The sequence below is a fragment of the Streptomyces sp. Je 1-79 genome, from assembly GCF_025195125.1.
Taxonomy (GTDB): domain Bacteria; phylum Actinomycetota; class Actinomycetes; order Streptomycetales; family Streptomycetaceae; genus Streptomyces.
Window position 1 is genome coordinate 502041 of record NZ_JAMGSL010000002.1, and the last position, 16582, is coordinate 518622.

The window sequence follows — 16582 nt, forward strand, 5'->3', positions numbered from 1 at the left end:
TCTTGATCACCAACGCGCCTTGCGGTGAATGCCGGTGATCACATACGCGCAGAGCAGGGCAGTCAACGCCAGCGCCAGCGCCACCCCCACGGGCTGCGCCGCCACCCGCAGCGCGCCCAGCAGCCAGCGATCGGCCGCCACCGGCCACTCCACGCTGGCGAATTCACGGAGCCGGGCAGGCAGTCCGGCGATCGACCGGGCCGCGGGCCCCGAGGTCACCAGCCGCAGAAGCGGGGCCAGGACGACGGGCACCGAGAGCACCGCGGCCACGCCCGCCGCGGCGACCCGGAAGACCCCCGCCCCGAGCACCCCGGCCCAGGCGCAGCCCACGATCAGACCGAGCCAACTCGCACACAGCGTCGGCCAGTTTTTCGGTACGGGAATCAACTCTCCGCCGTAGACGAGGCGGAGCGCCTCCAGGTCGGCCACCACGACGAGCACGGCGAGGACCACGCCCACGGCGGTCGCGACCGTGAGCTTGGCCAGCAGCAACCCGAGTCTGCGCGGCACCGCACCACGACCGGTGGTGAGGGCCGGGTAGCGGTACTCGTCGCCGAACGAGAAGGCGCCGAGCAGACCGGCCCCCAGGGCGGCCGGCGGCAGCGGGGAGAGAGCGGGCCACCCGGCGAGGACCGTGGGGAGAGGCGTCCGGCCGGTACGGGCGAGGAGCACCGAGATCACCACGGAGGCGACGAGGACGGCCGCCGCGACCAGCGGTGTCGTCGGAACGCCGAGAAGCCTGCGGACCTCGTACCGCAGCGGCCGCAGCGGCGATCGGGCCGGCCGCCTCCGGGCCTTATGCGGCCCGGGCTCGGACACAGGTGGCACCGGCGCGTCGGCGGAGACCGCCGCTTCGGAGGCGGGACCCGGGCGTTCCGGCGCGCGCAGGGGGCCGGTGTCGCCCACCTCGTCGGCCAGTTGATGGATGAGCACACCGTGCCGGAAGGCGGTCTCGCCGATCGCCGCGCAGTCGCTCCCGTAGACGGACAGACGGTTCCCCCGCTCGGTGATCACTTCGACGGAGCGGCGCGCGGCGCGAGCCTCCTGGGAGACCGCGGCGGCGAGCCGCGCGGCATGGGGTGTTCGTACGGCCACTCGCGGCCTGAGGCGGGTGCGGGCGAAGTCGGCGGCGTCCTGTGCCGCGACGAGCCGCCCCTTGTCGATCGTGACGACCCGGTCCGCGTTGCGGGCCGCGTCCTTCGGATCGGCGGTGGTGTACAGGACCGTGCCGCCGTCGGCGGCGTGCGCGCGCAGCAGTTCGTGCAGCCATGCCTTCTCGCGCGCGGAGAGCCCGGCACCGGGCTCGTCGAGCAGCAGCGTGTGCGGCTCACCCAACAGGGCGGAGGCGAGGCCGAGTCGGCGGTCCATGCCACGGGCCAGCCTGCCGATCCGCTGATCGTGGAGGCCGGTGAGACCTACGAACTCCAGCATCTCGTCCGCCCTGGACGCGGGAACCCCTGCCGCGGCGCACAGCATCCGCAGCTGACTGCGCAGCGTCCGCGACGGATGCCCCGGGACGTCGCCGAACAGCACCCCGACCTCCCCGGCGGGGTGCGCGATGCGCTGGAGGGGACGGCCACGGAAGTACGTGACGCCCCGGCCCGGCTCGAGTTCGAGCATCAGTCGCAGGGTCGTGGTCCTGCCGGATCCGGCGGGGCCGAGAAGGGCGGTGACCTGGCCCGGCCGGGCGTCGAAGGTGAGATCGTCCACGGCGGGCGGCAGGTCGCGGCGGGGGCTGCTGGTGAGTCCGATGGCCTGGAGCATCGCTTCTCTCGCGGTAGGTGAGACCGCTCCGCGGCAGGGCGGCTATCCCAGCAAGATAACGCCACATTTCGGACTTTTGGTGCAGGGTTGGGGCCTCGGGTCGCCCGGAGGCGATGCGGTCAGACCTCGGGACGGAGCATCGGCGGGTTCAGCAACGTCGCCCCGCCCGCACGGAACAGCTGCGCGGGACGGCCTCCCTGACGGGTCGTGGTCCCACCGGCCGGAACCAGAAACCCTGGCGTACCGGTCACCTTCCGATGGAAGTTGCGCGGGTCGAGCGAGACACCCCACACCGCCTCGTACACCCTCCGGAGTTCGCCGACCGTGAACTCCGGAGGGCAGAAGGCGGTCGCCAACGAGGAGTACTCGATCTTCGAGCGGGCCCTCTCGACACCGTCGGCGAGGATCCGCGCGTGGTCAAAGGCGAGCGGCTCGGCCGGCTCCTCACGCTCGACCGATCCGTCCTCGCCGAGCAACTCCTCCACCGGGGCCCAGCGGGCGCTGTTCGCGTCGCCGCCGGCCCGCGGGGCCGGAAGATCCGGGGCAAGCGCCAGGTGGGCGACGCTGACCACCCTCATCCGGGGGTCCCGCTTCGGATCGCCGTAGGTCGCCAACTGCTCCAGGTGGGCACCGTTGCCCGGCATGGGGGCCGGGGCGTCCTGGTCGTGGACGCAGAGCCCGGTCTCCTCCACCAGCTCACGCCGGGCGGCCGCGCCGAGATCCTCGTCGTCCCGGACGAATCCACCAGGCAGCGCCCACCTGCCCTTGAAGGGCGATTCTCCCCGTCGTACCACCAGGGCGCACAGGGCGTGGCGCCGCACGGTGAGCACGACCAGATCGACGGTGACGGCGAAGGGCGGAAAGGCCGACGGGTCGTAGGGAGGCATGCCGTGATCATAGTCGTCTTCCTGACGATAAACACGCCCCTCCCGTGCATCGACCACGACTTCTTCCCGCTCCCCCGGAGCTTCCCTCGCCGTGTCGAGTGGCATCCGATCACACTCCCAGCTGGAGGCCGTCGGCGGCCTCTTCGGCCATGCCCAGACCGAGCCGGCTCACCCGCGCGGAGAAGGGCTCCCCGGCGACCCTGATCTCCGACAGCCGGACCGCGCCGAGGGGAGCCGACCGGACGGGGTACAGCGCCACCGTGCCGCCCGGTGCGTCGGGCCGGACTCCCACGAGGGCGGCCACGAGGTGGACCGCACCGGCCGCTGCGACCGCGGCCGGCCGGCACGCCGCCGGATGCGGAGCCGGCACCGCCCCCGCCGTCCGCCGGCTTCCGGCGTACATCTCCGGCAGCCGGTACCCGAAGGCCTCCGCCGCGTCGAGAACCCCCTTGAGCAGGGACACCGCCTCCTTCTCGTACCCCGCCGCGGCGAGACCGGCCACGGCCACCACCGTCTCGTGCACCCGCACGGCACCGGCCCGGTGCCCGAAGGGATTGTGGCCGGGCTCCTTGACGCCAAGACTGCGCAGACCCCAGCCGGAGTCGAGCGCGGGGGCGCCGAGCAGCCGCGCCAGCTGCTCGGTCCCGGCCTTGTCCAGCAGACCCGGGGCGTACCGGCCGCCGCCCAGGAGTCCGGTGTCGAGGAGGTGCGCCGCCCAGCCACCCAGCTGGGTCCACGGACGGCCGCCCGGCGCGAGGGCGACGGCGGGCCTGCCCCCGGACCGGTCGTCCAGCCAGAACTCCGCCCGGAACCGCTCGCGCAGAGCACCCGCCCAGTCCCGCCAGCCGTCTCCCCCGGGCCGACCGCAGGCGTCGAGCAGATCGGCGCCGAGCACGGCGGCACGATGGGCGTGGGCCTGCGTCTCGGCCCGCCACGGACCGGCGGGGCCCGGGTCCGGGACGAATCCGTGGGGGTCGGCCGCGGCACGGAGCCAGTCGAGGCAGCGCTCCGCCGTGGGAAGCAGTTCCACGAGGTCCTGCTCGGGCAGTCCCCAGCGCCTGGCCTCGGACAGGACGGTGGGGAAGGCGAGCGTCGCCTCGATGCCCGTGCAACGGGGCGGGAGGAACGGGCCCGCGTCCCTGAGAGGGCCTGGGATGCGCCCGGACTCCGGTCCTGGTCCGTCGAGCTGGGTGCGGCCCAGGGCTCGGAGCGTCGTGACGACGAGCCGGGTGCCGAGCGGGAGCGCCATCCGCGCGGCCCAGAGCGCCTCGGCCGTGGCCGGTCCGCAGCGCCAGGGCACGCCGGCGGCGAGATGGACGTCGGCCGGGTGTTCCTGGTCGCGTCGGAGGAGCGCCCGCAGGTCGTCGACGGCCACCCGCAGCAGCTCTCCGATCCGAGGGTCGTCACCTTCGGCACGCGCCTCCGCCAGTCCCACGCCACCGGGCCGGCCGGCGCCGGGCCCCGGCAGGCCGGGGAGTCCCGGAGGCCGGTCCCCCCGCACTCTGAGCTCGATGGTCCGGGCGGATCCGGGCGCCACCTCGATCTCCCAGCGCAGGAGCCCGGCCGCCGCCAGGGAGTCCATCGGCGGCGGGTCGGCGGTGACGGACGCGGACCGGCCGTCGCCCGCGGTCCAGCGCATGCCGGTGCCGTGGACGCTCGCGGAGAGTTCGGGTCCCGCGCGTCCGGCCGCGACGGCGCCCAGGTCCGCGAGATCCGTGCCCAGAGAGATTTCCACCGGGATCCGGAGGTGCCTGCCGACGGAGCTGCGCAGGGTGATCCGCTCCGTTCCGTCGGCGCTCCGTGAGCGCTCGACGGTGAGGCCGGGGTCGGGCCCGGTGTCTCCCGCCGTACGGACGACGGAGAGGAAGACGGCACGGTCCGCGGCCGCCTGCCGGGCTTGGAGGGCGAGCGGTTCGCGCCCTGCCACCCGCAGTACACAGCGGGCGAGGAGGCGTCGGCCGGAGGCGTAGACCCCTTCGAGGCCGTGTCCGGTGAGCTGGCCGTGCTCGGGGCAGACGGCGAGGGCGGGCAGGGCGACGCAGAGGAGCGCGTCGTGCACCGACGGCAGCTCCCCCGGGCGGAGGGCACCGGAAGTTCTGAGGCCCGCGGCGGGCGCTTGGCCGACCGGGAGTCCGGGGGGCGGGGCGGAACGGGAGGCCATGGGTGGTGTGCGGTGCTCTCTGTGTGATCCGGGGTGCCGGTGGGGTGTCGGCGCCACGGGTCGTCGGGCTCCGCCACAGACGTGAACGCCGCTGCGGGCGGCCGGGTCACGGGCGTCATCGCCCGCTCCTCGTCCCACGCTGTCCGCCGCGCCGGACCGTCGCGCCCCGCGGAGGCCTGGGCGCGACCTTGCCGGGGCGGGTGCCGGCACCCCTCACCCCCTTCCTGACAGGCCTGACCGGCTTCGTGACCTTCACGGTGTCGACCGCAGGTGGACGGGGGCCGCGCGTTTCCACCGGACAGGCCGCTGTGTGTGTCTCCACGGCCGTGGCGGCCCTCGACCCGCGTTCCTCCCTCAGGCAGGTGCGCAGCGATTCGGGGTCGAGCCCCTCGTTGCAGGCCTGGTGCAGCAGGCGGGCGAAGACGTAGTCGGGGTCGGCGTCCAGGGCGAGCCCCAGGGCGACCCGGGCTGCCGGTTCGTCCCCGGTGGACCAGGCCACCCAGCCGGCGAGAGTGAGCGGAGCAGCCGCGTGTTCGTCGAAGGGGGCGACACAGCGCCGGGCCAGCGCCCGCCACAGCCGCAGGGCGGCCGCGCCGTCGCGGCCCTCCATCCACTCGGCGGCCTGGTCCCGCGTCACGCGGTCCTGAAGGCCGAGGATCAGCGCCGCGGCCTCGTCGGTCCCGAGCGCCGCGTCGTCGGCCGCGTCCTGCTCGGTGGTACCCGCCCCACGGGCCCGGCCCGTTCCCGGCGTCTTCTCCATGGCTCCCGCTCCGACGGAGGGAGTGTCGAACCGCCGGAGCATCTCCCGGGTGAGCCTGAGCGTCGTCTCCCTGACTTCGGTCCGCCCGGCGCCGGGCGGACCGTCGAAGATCTTGGGGACGATCAGGGCCGCGGCCTCGTTCAGGGCCTTGCGCTGCTGTTCCTCGTCGCACGAGGACGCATGCGGCTTGAGCCGTGCCTCCATGTCCCGCAGAGATCCCCGTACCTGGATTCCGGCGTAGGCGGCCGAGGCCGCCATGACCGACGTGCCGGCCAGCCCGAGGGGTGTGCCGTCGGGCGGGCAGCAGCGGGTGTCGGGACAGCAGTAGGAGAAGTGCAGGCCGTCGGAGATGCAGAGGACTTCGTAGACGGGAATGTCGAGTGCGCCGCAGGCGGTGCGCAGGCGCTGGGCGAAGGGTCGCAGCCGCTCCATCACATGGCGGCCCGTCTCGCCCGGTGGGGGGTCCTGGCAGAGGAAGACGACGATGCCGTCCGGGCGGGTGCCGCGCCGGGCGCAGCCGTCTACGAGGCACTCCGCGAGGTGCTCGGCGGTCGAGGGCCACTCCTTCGGCGATCGCGGGATGCCGAGCCTGACCCGGCCGCCGAACCGGCCGAGTTCGCCGTGGAGCGCGACGAGGACGACGGAGTCGCTGGGGTGGAAGCCGAGCATGAAGGGAAGGGCGTCGGCCAGTTCGGCGGGGCCGCGCAGGGTGATCTGCTGAGTTTCGGTCGTTCCACGGAATTCGTGCGGGTTCGTGTTCATGGTCACGACGGTCTCGCGACAGGTGCCGACTCCGAAAGCCCTGTGGATAACTCGGGCGGAGGGCCTCCACCTGCTTTTCCACAGGATTCGTGGCCCGTTCGCGCATTGTCCGAGTCATCGGGTTGAGTGGGGGCATGACCAACGCAGACCCCCTCTCCGACCGCGCGGCCCTCCGAGCCACCGCCGACGCCGTACTCGCCCGCCTCGTCGGCGACCCCACGGGCACGGCGAGACTGCGCGAGGACCAGTGGCGTGCCATCGAGGCGCTCGTCGCGGACAAGCGGCGCGCGCTGGTCGTCCAGCGGACCGGGTGGGGCAAGTCGGCGGTGTACTTCGTCGCGACGTCACTGCTGCGCGCCTCCGGCAGCGGTCCCACCGTGATCGTTTCCCCCCTCCTGGCGCTGATGCGCAACCAGGTGGAGGCCGCGGCTCGTGCGGGCATCCGCGCCCGCACGATCAACTCGTCGAACACGGAGGAGTGGGAGACGGTCCAGCAGGAGGTGGCGGCCGGCGAGGTCGATGTCCTGCTGGTCAGTCCGGAGCGGCTCAACAACCCCGACTTCCGCGACCAGGTCCTGCCACGGCTCGCTGCCGCGACGGGCCTGCTCGTGGTCGACGAGGCCCACTGCATCTCGGACTGGGGCCATGACTTCCGCCCCGATTACCGACGTCTGCGCACGATGCTGGCCGATCTGCCGGCCGGTGTTCCGGTGCTCGCCACCACGGCGACGGCCAACGCCCGTGTGACGGCGGACGTGGCCGAGCAGCTCGGTACGGGCGTGGGGACCGATGCGCTGGTGCTGCGTGGCCCGCTGGACCGGGAGAGCCTGAGCCTCGCCGTCGTCCGGCTCCCGGACGCCGCGCACCGGCTGGCCTGGCTGGCCGATCATCTGGGCGAACTGCCCGGTTCGGGGATCATCTACACGCTCACGGTGGCCGCCGCGGAGGAGGTCACCGCCTATCTGCGCCAGTGCGGGCACACGGTCTCCTCGTACACCGGCCGCACGGAGAACGCGGACCGGCAGCAGGCGGAGGAGGATCTGCAGGCCAACCGGGTCAAGGCCCTGGTGGCGACCTCGGCTCTGGGCATGGGGTTCGACAAGCCGGACCTGGGCTTCGTGGTGCACCTCGGTTCGCCGTCCTCCCCCATCGCGTACTACCAGCAGGTGGGTCGTGCCGGGCGTGGGGTGGAGCACGCGGAGGTGCTGTTGCTGCCGGGCAAGGAGGACGAGGCGATCTGGCAGTACTTCGCCTCGGTGGCCTTCCCGCCCGAGGAGCAGGTGCGGCGCACGCTCGACGTGCTGGCGCAGGCGGACCGTCCGCTGTCCCTGCCCGCTCTGGAGCCGCTGGTCGAGCTGCGGCGGACCCGGCTGGAGACGATGCTCAAGGTGCTGGACGTGGACGGTGCCGTGCACCGGGTGAAGGGGGGCTGGACGAGTACGGGGCAGCCGTGGGTGTACGACTCGGAGCGCTATGCCTGGGTGGCGCGGCAGCGGTCCGCCGAGCAGCAGGCGATGCGCGAGTACGCGGCGGGGACGGGCTGCCGGATGGAGTTCCTGCGGCGTCAGTTGGACGACGAGGAGGCCGCTCCCTGCGGCCGCTGCGACAACTGCGCGGGGTCCCGGTTCGACCCGAAGGTGAGCGACGCGGCTCTCGACGCCGCCAAGGGGGAGCTGGGCCGGCCGGGTGTGGAGGTGGAGCCGCGCAAGATGTGGCCGACCGGACTCACCGCGGTGGGCGTCGACCTGAAGGGGCGTATTCCCGCGGGCGAGCAGTCGTCCGGCGGGCGGGCGCTGGGCCGGCTGTCGGACATCGGCTGGGGCAACCGGCTGCGTCCGATGCTGTCCGAGCGGGCTCCTGACGGTACGGTTCCGGACGACGTCGTGCAGGCCGTCGTGCGAGTGCTCGCCGACTGGGCGAAGGGGCCCGGGGGTTGGGCCTCCGGGTCGCCGGACGCTCCCGCCCGGCCTGCCGGTGTGGTCACGATCGCCTCGCGCAACAGGCCGCAGCTGGTGGGCTCGCTCGGGCAGCGGATCGCGGAGATCGGCAGGATGCCGCTGCTGGGGGCGGTCGAGTACGCGCCGGAGGCCGAGGAGTTGCGGATCTCCCGGACGAACAGCGCCCAGCGGGTGGTCGGGCTCCACCAGTCGCTCATGGTGGAGCCGGCGCTGGCGGAGAGACTGGCTTCGGCGGGCGGTCCCGTGCTCCTGGTGGACGACCTGTCGGACAGCGGCTGGACGCTCGCGGTGGCGGCGCGGCTGCTGCGTCGGGCGGGCGCCGAGGGGGTGTACCCCCTGGTGCTTGCCGTCCAGGCGTGAAACGGGGAGTGAACAGTGGGTGTCTGGGCAGGGATATGAGTGCCATACCGGCTCATTCCAGTCAGCGGCCTCAATTGCTCGTTGCCGCTCGCGCACAGGCCCGCAAGAATTGGGAAACCGCCCGGCATGGCCCCGCACGCGGTCCGGAAGGACTGTGCCGTGGTGCGCCCTCACTCGACCCTGCCCGCCAGCGGGCGCGTATCCGAAGGGAGGACCGTGACCTTCGGATTCGCTTCGTCCGCAGCCACCTCGATCAGCTCGTCGTCCGAGTCCGCCAGCCGCCTCGCTCGGATGCTGGAACCGGCGGAGTGGACGGCGGCAGGAATTCCGCTGCTCCGTAACCCTCGTGAGGTCGTGGGCGGTCTGCACACCCGCCATCGGCCGACGCCGACGACGGCGGTCGTCGCGGTGCTCGACCACGAGGAACGGCTGACCGCGAGCGCCTCGTTCACGCGTCGCCCCGGCGCGGCGGACGGCTGGGAGTTCCGGAACGCGCTCCTCGCCCATCTGCGTCGTGTGATCCCGCACGACCTGCGGCGCCGTACGCCCGTACGGACAGCCGTGTTGCTCTACTGCCGTGAGGGCGACGAGCGTTGGACGGAGGAGGACGGCGCCTGGATGTGGGGGCTGCGGGACGCCTGCACGCTCCACGGGCTGCGCTGCGGCGCGTACGTCACCCTGACCCGCAGCGGCTGGCAGGTGCTGGGCGAGGGCCGGGGCGGCCGGCACCCGAGTTCGGGATCCCGGCCCGCGGCGCTCGGCGATGTCGCGTCCGAACTGGGCATATTCACCCCACGCACGGCCGGCGGAGCCGCCGAGCCGCTGCGCCGGACCGCGGCACGCTGAGACGGCCGCGCGGATGCGTGGGACCACGGCCCGGCTGCCCACGTGGGGCAGCCGGGTCAGGACCGCGAGAGCCGCTCCGGCTCAGACGCCGGCGCCGAGAACGGCGTTGATGCGCTGCGGGTCGCCGCAGACGACGAGCAGCGCGGTCGCGCGTCCCATCGCCAAGGGCAGCGCACGTGCGGCTGCTTCGTCGGTCGCGCCGTTGACGGCCACGACGACGACGGGCCGCGCGGCGGCGCGCTCCACCGCGGAGGCGTCGGCGAAGAACACGTCGTCGCGGGCGTCGTGCTGGGCCCAGTAGGCGGCCTCGCCGAAGGACAGCTCGTGCTCCGTCCACGGGTGCTGCTCACCGGTGGTGAGCACGAGGATGTCGCCGGGGGCGCGGCCGGCCTCCAGGAGCAGATCGACGGCCTCTTCGGCGGCGTCGAGCGCGCCGTCGACCGGGGCGGGGATCAGCTGAATCTGCGGGCCGGACCGCTGTTCGGAACGGTTTTCCGTGCGGGGCGACGGGGACTGCCCGGCACCGGAGTGCGGGCGGGGTACCGGCGGCCCGGGGCGGGCCGGTCCTGGGCCGGGACGCCCGGGTCGCGGCGAAGCCGCGGAACGCGGACCGGGTACGGGGCGGGGGGTCGGCGCGGGGTGGCCTGCGGCCGTGCCGCGGGGACCCTGGGCACTCTCGTGAATCTGAGGCTCCTCGGGGATGAGAGGCATGAGTGGATGTCTATCAAACGCCGGTGCGCGGAGCTCCGGCGGGTGGGCACAATCGTGCGACCCGGCTGTCGGCATGAGCCTGCCGGGAAGTTCAGAAGTCGAAGCCGAGCTGGCCCCCGCTTTCCAGTGCGACCGCCTCGGCGGAGATCCGGATCTTCTTGAGGTGCCGCCACTGGGGCAGCGCGTCGAGGTAGGCCCAGGAGAGCCGGTGGTACGCGGAGGGCCCCAGCTCCGCCAGCGCGGCCTTGTGGACCGGCGAGGGGTAGCCGGCGTTGGCACCGAAGCCGTATGCCGCGCACTCCCCCGCCTCGCTCGCCAGCTCGGCCATCATCGCGTCGCGTCGTACCTTGGCGATGACAGAGGCCGCCGCCACGGCGATGCAGGACTGGTCGCCCTTGATCACCGTACGGACCTTCCACGGGCTGCCGAGGTAGTCGTGCTTCCCGTCGAGTATCACCGCGTCCGGGCGTACGGGCAGGGCGTCCAACGCGCGTACGGCGGCCAGTCGGAGCGCCGCGGTCATGCCGAGTTCGTCGATCTCTTCGTGAGAGGCGTCACCGAGGGCGTAGGCGGTGACCCATTTCTCCAGCTCCGCGGCCAGGACGGTGCGGCGCTTGGGCGTGATCAGCTTGGAGTCCGTGAGCCCCTCGGGAGGCCGCCGCAGACCGGTGACGGCCGCACAGACGGTGACGGGACCGGCCCATGCCCCGCGTCCGACCTCATCGACCCCGGCGATGATCTTGGCGCCGGTGGTGGCTCGGAGCGAGCGCTCGACGGTGTGGGTGGGTGGTTCGTAGGGCATGGCGCCAGACAGATTACGCCGATCGGCACCGCCCGCGATACCCGGATTCCCGTCTGATGTCCGAAGCGGTCGTGTGAAGCCTCGGGATCGGCGCGATCTGATCGATCATCGCGGTCTTCATCGGCTGCCGCAGTCTCATGCGTGAAGCCGTCTCATGGGCCACCAGGAACGCCCGGACCCCTGCGCCCCGCGTAGGGGAGGGAGCCTGGGGTTCCGGGCGTCTGTTCCGAAGTGCCGTGACGTCCGGGCTCAGGGAGTGTCGTACGGATCGCCGTACCAGGCGTCGTCCGCGTACGGGTCGTACTCGTCCTCCCTGCTCGGCCTTCCGCATTCGGCCGGGGAGCGGTCGACCCCACGCTCCGTCAGGATCGAGCGCGCCCGCGCCTCCGACCAGCTGGTGGCGTACCAGCTGCCGTCGTCCTCGCGCAGACGCTTCTCGATGTCCAGGAGCGCGCAGGAGCGCTGCGGCTCGGGGAGGCGGTCGAGCGCCGGTACGGCGTCGGCCGAGAGCCCGGCAAGGTAGGGGATGTCGATCTTCTTGGAGCTGCTGAACCGCTCGATGTTGCGCTCGGCGACGAGGGCGTCGGGCGAGGCGAGGCCGAAGAGGAGCACGCCCGCGGCGGCGCTCACCGCCACCGCGCGGGGCAGCAGACGGGCACCGAAGATCCCCGCGGCCATGATCAGCAGAATGACCAGACCCAGCCATATCTCCATCGCGGCCACCGAGATGCGCAGCCGTGTGAGCCCGTACTCGTCCACGTACAGGTCCATCCTGCGCAGCGCCGAGGCGACCACGACCAGCGTGAGAACGCACAGGGTGCCGAGGACGGCGCGTACGAGCGTGCGGTCGCGGGTGTCCGCACGCGGTGCCCAGCGCAGGGCGAGGCCGATGACCACGAGGGTGAGCAGCGTGGCCATGAGGAGCTGCCAGAAGCCTTGGCGGGCGTAGTCGGAGTGGGACAGCTCCGTCTCGCTGAGGACCTTCTCGTATCCGCCGAGAAGGACGGCGAGTTGGACCGCGTTGAAAGCCGCGAAGAGCAGGTTCAGCACGATGAGCGGAAGAGCCCACTCCAGTCGTCCTCGGGCCGGGCCGGGGCGGATCGCCATCCGGTCCCAGCGCAGAGGTGCGGCGGCGGTTCGGGCGAGGGCGATGGCGCCGAACAGCCCGAGCAGGAAGAACGAGAGCCGCCACGGGCCCTGCTCCAGTGAGAGGTCGGGAATGAGCGCGCCGAGCAGGTCGGCGAAGGCCGCGTCGGCGCTGGCGAACAGTGCGCCGAAGACGACGAGCAGGACCACGGCCACCGCGACGGTCCGCACGACGGGTCCCCACCGGCCGCGGGAGCCCTCGGCTCGGTCGCGTACGCCGTGCCAGGCCCAGGCGGTGCCGGAGCCGACGGAGTCGAACAGGCCGATGGGCGCGAACAGGACGCTCGGCCACCCCCGGCCGCCGTGCAGGGCCAGCGCCGCCATCGCGAGGGCGGTGACGATGGCGAGGAAGGTCGGCCAGCCGGCGTCACGCAGAGCGGGTACGGCGAGGAGGGCGAAGCCTCCGACCGCCCAGACCAGCGTCCAGGGGCGGAGTCGGCGGCCCACGGCACGTGCGGCGAAGGCTGCCGCGAGGATCGCGGGAACGGCCACGATCATCAGGTTGAGCCCGATTCCCTCGCCGAGGAGCAGAGCGCTGAGCACGGCGGTGGCCAGAACGGCCCAAAGCGTCGCGGCGGTCGCCTGGGTCGGCGGGGTGGGGCGCAGCCGGGCGAGCCAGGGTTCGCTCGCAGGCGCGGGCGGTGCCCACGGGTACGCCGGGCGGCCGCCCGGCCCCGTGACGGCCGCCACGGCCCGGGCCTGCGTCTGCAGCGTCTGCGTGTGTGGCTTCGGCGTCTGCGGCCCTGGCTGCTGCGGCTGTCCTGGTGGCGCGGCGCGAGGCGGTGCCGTACCGGCGGAGCCCTGGCTCCCGGCCTCGGGCTTGGCGGGCAGAGCTCTGTCCTGCGGTGGCGGTTCGGACGGTATGTCGGACACGGGACCCCCTCCCGACCCGGGTCGCGTTCGGTGCCATGACGGCGGAGGGCTGCGGTCCGGGTGTCGCGTCGGCGCGCTCTCGTCATGATCAGCGCTGCGGAGTGGCCGACTCTAACGGCGGTCCGGCCGTTCGCACCCGACCGGGCGGCGCTGTGGCAGGACCGTGACACTGCCCGGCCCGATGAAGGGGTACGGGCCGGAGATCAGGTCCGGGCCCAGACCCTTCCGGGTCAGGGCCAAAGGCAGTGTCGGGTCGCCAGACCGGGTCTCGGGCTCCCGATCCGGGCTCCAGGGTCAGGGGCGGACGGTGGCCGGCAGCCAGTCCGGCAGCTCCTCGGTCCGCTCCAGCCAGGAGTCGGGCGGCGCACCGGCCGTGCCGGAGGCCACCACACCGCCGGCGATCGCGCAGGTGGTGTCGACGTCGCCGCCGACCTGGGCGGTCGTCCAGAACACCTGCTCGTAGTCGCCGAGGGCCCGGGCCGCGGACCAGAGTGCGAACGGGACGGTGTCGTGCGCGCTGGTGCGGCGCCCGCTGCCGAGTACCGCCGCCACGGTCGCGGCGTCGCCGTAGTCGAGCATGTCGCGGGCCCGGCGCAGCCCCGCGCCGACGGCGCTGCGCGGTACGAGGGCCACGACCCCGTCCAGGAGGTCCGTGGGCGTCGGAGGATCGGCCGGGTTCGCGGCGAGCGCGGCGGCGGCCGCCACGGCCATGGCGCCTACGACGGCCTCGCGGTGCTGGTGCGTGGTGTACGCGGAGATCTCGGCCTGATGCGTCGCCTGTTCCGGGTCGTCCGCGTACCAGGCGCCGAGGGGGGCGATCCGCATCGCGGCTCCGTTGCCCCACGAGCCCTGTCCGTTGAAGAGCGCGGCGGCCAGTTCACGCCAGTCGGCGCCTTCCCGGATGAGCCGGAGCATCCGGTTCACCGCGGGCCCGTAGCCCCGGTCGAAATCATGGTGGTCGGCGAACGAGTGCGCGAGTGCGTCCTGGTCGATCCGGTCGTGCCGGGCGAGCACGGCCAGGACCGAGCAGGCCATCTCGGTGTCGTCGGTCCACTGCCAGGGGCCCGACGGCAGTTCGCGTCGCTTGAGCAGCGGATAGTTGGCGGGGACGAAGAACTGGGAGCCCAGGGCGTCTCCCACGGCCAGCCCTCGGAGGCTGGCGAGGGCGCGTTCGAAGCGCCGGTCGAGAGAGGAGTCAGCGGTCATCGCTCAGCCACTCTATCCGGTGTAGCCGTACGGCTCCGGAGTACGCCAGTGCTCGAACGGCCGGTCCAGGCGGTATCTGCCGTCCTCTCCGAGCAGCAGCGTGCGCGTCTCGCCGTTGCCCGGGTTGGAGAGCGACTCGAACTCGGCGACGGTCCAGTGGAACCAGCGCATGCAGAACAGCCGCATCGTCAGCCCGTGGGTGACCAGGAGGACGTTCGGCGGGTGGTCGGGCGCCTCGAAACTGCGGTACAGGCTCTCCAGGAACGCCCCGACCCGGTCGTACACGTCGGCCCCCGACTCACCCTGTGCGAAGCGGTAGAAGAAGTGACCGTACGCGTCGCGGTACGCCTTCTGGAGGCGTACGTCCTCCCGGTCCTGCCAGTTCCCCCAGTCCTGCTCCCTCAGCCGCGGCTCCTCCCTGACCCGGACCTGCCCGGGGTCCAGCCGGAACGCACGGAACGTCTCATGGGTGCGGCGGTACGGAGAGACGTACACGCTGACCTGCTCCTCCCCGAACAGCTCGCGCAGCCGGTCCCCCGTCTCCCGCGCCTGCCGCCGACCCGTCTCGGTGAGTCTGAGCGCGTGGTCGGGCTCCCGCTCGTACACCGTGTCGTCGGCATTGCCTTCGGACTCTCCATGCCGTACGAGGACGATGCGCCGCGGTCGTGCCATGCCACGACCCTAGGTCCCCCTCCCGCGCCCGGCTCAGTCGAGGAGGCGCCCGGCGTCCATCCGGCGTATGCGACCGGTGAACCGTCGGCGCAGTTGCCGGTCGTGCGAGACCACGACCAGGGCTCCGGCCCACTGCTGGAGCGCCTCCTCCAGCTCTTCCACAAGGCCGAGGGCCAGGTGGTTGGCCGGCTCGTCGAGCAGCAGCAGGTCGACGGGCCGGGCCAGCAGCCGGGCGAGCGCGAGCCTGCGACGCTGCCCCGCGGAGAGGCTTCCGACCGGAACCTGGAGGTCGCCCGGCCGGAACAGTCCGTACGAGAGGAGCAGTTCGGCCTGCTCGTCGCCGGTGAGCGCCAGTCCCCGGCCGAAGGCGGCGAGGACCCGCTCGGCCGGCCGGTGGGCCGGTATCTCCTGGGCGAGGAACCCGATCCGGCCTCCGCGGCGGACCTCTCCGGCGTCCGGCTCGGCCAGCCCCGCCAGGACGCGGAGCAGGGTGGACTTGCCGGCCCCGTTGCCCCCGTGGATCAGGAGCTTCTCCCCCGCCCGGACGGTCAGCCGGTCGACGGCCAGCCGGTCCGCGACGCGGACGTCTCTGAGGGTTGCCAGTTCGCCCTCGGCTCCCGCGGCGACCGGCCGCGCGGCGAAGGTGAGCGGGCGCGGCGGCTTGGGGACCGGTTCGGCCCGGAGTCGGCGCAGTCGTTCCTGAGCGTTGCGGACCCGGCCGGAGACGGATGCCTGGACCCGGCCGCCGGCCCGGTCGTACGCCATCTTGTTGTTGTCCTTGATCGAGCGTCCCGTGGCGACTCCGTGCGCGGTGGTCGTCACATAGACGTCCAGCCGGTCCGTCTCGTCGCGCCACTCCTCGTACGCCTGCTCCCAGCGCTGCCGGGCGGCCGCCCGCTCGGCCCGGAAACCCGCGTACCCGTCTCCGTACCGGACGACCGTGCGCCGGTCCGCGTCCACCTCCAGGACGGACGTCGCCACTCGTTCCAGGAAGACCCGGTCGTGGGAGACCGCCACCACCGTGCCCCGGTGTGCGAGCAGCGCCTCCTCCAGCCAGTCCAGGGCCCCTTCGTCGAGGTGGTTGGTCGGCTCGTCGAGCAGGAGCACCTCGGGGGCGGCGGCGACCGCGCAGGCGATGCCGAGCCGGGCCTGCTCTCCACCCGACAGGCTGCCGAGCGGGCGGTCGCGGCCTATCGAGGCGAGTCCGAGACCATGCATGGCCTTGTCGACCCGTGCGTCCGCTTCGTAGCCGCCGCGCAGCTCGTAAGCCGTGAGCAGCTCGCCGTATGCGTCGAGTTCGCTCGCTCCGGCCGTGGCGAGCGCCTCTTCACGCTCCCGCAGACGTTGTTCCATGGTCCGGAACTCGGCGAGCGAGTCGTCGATAGCGTCGGCCACGGTGCGGTCGGCCGGCAGGCGCGGGGTCTGCGCGAGCATGCCCGTGCCGCCGTCGACGAGGGTGACGATCTCCCCCTCGTCGGGCGCCTCGAACCCCGCGATCAGCCGGAGCAGAGTCGATTTACCCGCCCCGTTCTCCCCCACGATCCCGATCCGTTCACCGGGGCGCACGGTGAAGGAGATCCGGTCGAGCAGCAGGCGGTCACCGCGGGACACGGTCACGTCGCGAACAGAGATCTGTGCAGGCAAGGGCGCCTCCGATGATGGATCGACGGACAC

General features: G+C 73.0%; 12 protein-coding genes. 2 read left to right on the top strand and 10 right to left on the bottom strand.

Annotation, left to right across the window (positions count from 1 at the left end; all coding sequences use genetic code 11):
• Positions 1 to 6: 6 nt before the first annotated feature.
• The 4 genes from M5362_RS05085 to M5362_RS05100 all read right to left on the bottom strand — a co-directional run bounded on the left by M5362_RS05085 (position 7) and on the right by M5362_RS05100 (position 6334).
• On the bottom strand, positions 7 to 1764 hold the full coding sequence (locus M5362_RS05085; RefSeq protein ID WP_260226084.1) for an ATP-binding cassette domain-containing protein: 1758 nt from the start codon (positions 1762 to 1764) through the stop codon (positions 7 to 9).
• A gap of 119 nt (positions 1765 to 1883) precedes the next feature.
• Positions 1884 to 2651 carry an NUDIX hydrolase gene (locus M5362_RS05090; RefSeq protein WP_260226085.1) on the bottom strand — a complete coding sequence of 256 codons (768 nt, stop codon included), beginning with the start codon at positions 2649 to 2651 and terminating at the stop codon, positions 1884 to 1886.
• Positions 2652 to 2760: 109 nt separating this feature from the next.
• Positions 2761 to 4812 (bottom strand): glycogen debranching N-terminal domain-containing protein, encoded by a 2052-nt coding sequence (locus M5362_RS05095; protein WP_260226086.1) that lies wholly within the window; start codon positions 4810 to 4812, stop codon positions 2761 to 2763.
• A 115-nt stretch (positions 4813 to 4927) separates the two neighbouring features.
• On the bottom strand, positions 4928 to 6334 hold the full coding sequence (locus M5362_RS05100; RefSeq protein WP_260226087.1) for a DUF4192 domain-containing protein: 1407 nt from the start codon (positions 6332 to 6334) through the stop codon (positions 4928 to 4930).
• A gap of 134 nt (positions 6335 to 6468) precedes the next feature.
• Here M5362_RS05100 and M5362_RS05105 point away from each other — a divergent pair, with 134 nt between their 5' ends.
• Positions 6469 to 8652 (top strand): RecQ family ATP-dependent DNA helicase, encoded by a 2184-nt coding sequence (locus tag M5362_RS05105; protein ID WP_260226088.1) that lies wholly within the window; start codon positions 6469 to 6471, stop codon positions 8650 to 8652.
• A gap of 216 nt (positions 8653 to 8868) precedes the next feature.
• A complete protein-coding gene (locus M5362_RS05110) occupies positions 8869 to 9498 on the top strand; it encodes a hypothetical protein (protein ID WP_260226089.1) in 630 nt (209 codons plus the stop codon).
• An 81-nt stretch (positions 9499 to 9579) separates the two neighbouring features.
• Here the strand turns inward: M5362_RS05110 and M5362_RS05115 are convergent, their stop codons facing one another.
• From M5362_RS05115 to abc-f, 6 genes are all read right to left on the bottom strand, one after another.
• The gene (locus M5362_RS05115) at positions 9580 to 10209 is read right to left on the bottom strand and encodes a hypothetical protein (RefSeq protein ID WP_260226090.1); all 630 of its coding nucleotides are present in this window, start codon (positions 10207 to 10209) and stop codon (positions 9580 to 9582) included.
• A gap of 91 nt (positions 10210 to 10300) precedes the next feature.
• Complete coding sequence (locus M5362_RS05120; RefSeq protein ID WP_260226091.1) at positions 10301 to 11011, bottom strand: ribonuclease HII; 711 nt, start codon at positions 11009 to 11011, stop codon at positions 10301 to 10303.
• Positions 11012 to 11260: 249 nt separating this feature from the next.
• Positions 11261 to 13030: a DUF4173 domain-containing protein gene (locus tag M5362_RS05125; RefSeq protein ID WP_260226092.1), complete on the bottom strand. Its 1770-nt coding sequence runs from the start codon at positions 13028 to 13030 to the stop codon at positions 11261 to 11263.
• Between the two features lie 294 nt (positions 13031 to 13324).
• A complete protein-coding gene (locus M5362_RS05130; RefSeq protein ID WP_260226093.1) occupies positions 13325 to 14236 on the bottom strand; it encodes an ADP-ribosylglycohydrolase family protein in 912 nt (303 codons plus the stop codon).
• Between the two features lie 12 nt (positions 14237 to 14248).
• Positions 14249 to 14908, bottom strand: coding sequence for a histidine phosphatase family protein (locus tag M5362_RS05135; RefSeq protein ID WP_260226094.1), 660 nt, complete (start codon positions 14906 to 14908; stop codon positions 14249 to 14251).
• A gap of 33 nt (positions 14909 to 14941) precedes the next feature.
• Positions 14942 to 16552, bottom strand: coding sequence for a ribosomal protection-like ABC-F family protein (gene abc-f / locus M5362_RS05140; RefSeq protein WP_260226095.1), 1611 nt, complete (start codon positions 16550 to 16552; stop codon positions 14942 to 14944).
• Positions 16553 to 16582 lie beyond the last annotated feature (30 nt).

Coding starts and splice junctions, on each gene's coding strand:
- M5362_RS05085 (WP_260226084.1), bottom strand. CDS start 1,764: ATGCTCCAGGCCATCGGACTCACCAGCAGCCCCCGCCGCGACCTGCCG.
- M5362_RS05090 (WP_260226085.1), bottom strand. CDS start 2,651: ATGCCTCCCTACGACCCGTCGGCCTTTCCGCCCTTCGCCGTCACCGTC.
- M5362_RS05095 (WP_260226086.1), bottom strand. CDS start 4,812: ATGGCCTCCCGTTCCGCCCCGCCCCCCGGACTCCCGGTCGGCCAAGCG.
- M5362_RS05100 (WP_260226087.1), bottom strand. CDS start 6,334: ATGAACACGAACCCGCACGAATTCCGTGGAACGACCGAAACTCAGCAG.
- M5362_RS05105 (WP_260226088.1), top strand. CDS start 6,469: ATGACCAACGCAGACCCCCTCTCCGACCGCGCGGCCCTCCGAGCCACC.
- M5362_RS05115 (WP_260226090.1), bottom strand. CDS start 10,209: ATGCCTCTCATCCCCGAGGAGCCTCAGATTCACGAGAGTGCCCAGGGT.
- M5362_RS05120 (WP_260226091.1), bottom strand. CDS start 11,011: ATGCCCTACGAACCACCCACCCACACCGTCGAGCGCTCGCTCCGAGCC.
- M5362_RS05130 (WP_260226093.1), bottom strand. CDS start 14,236: ATGACCGCTGACTCCTCTCTCGACCGGCGCTTCGAACGCGCCCTCGCC.
- M5362_RS05135 (WP_260226094.1), bottom strand. CDS start 14,908: ATGGCACGACCGCGGCGCATCGTCCTCGTACGGCATGGAGAGTCCGAA.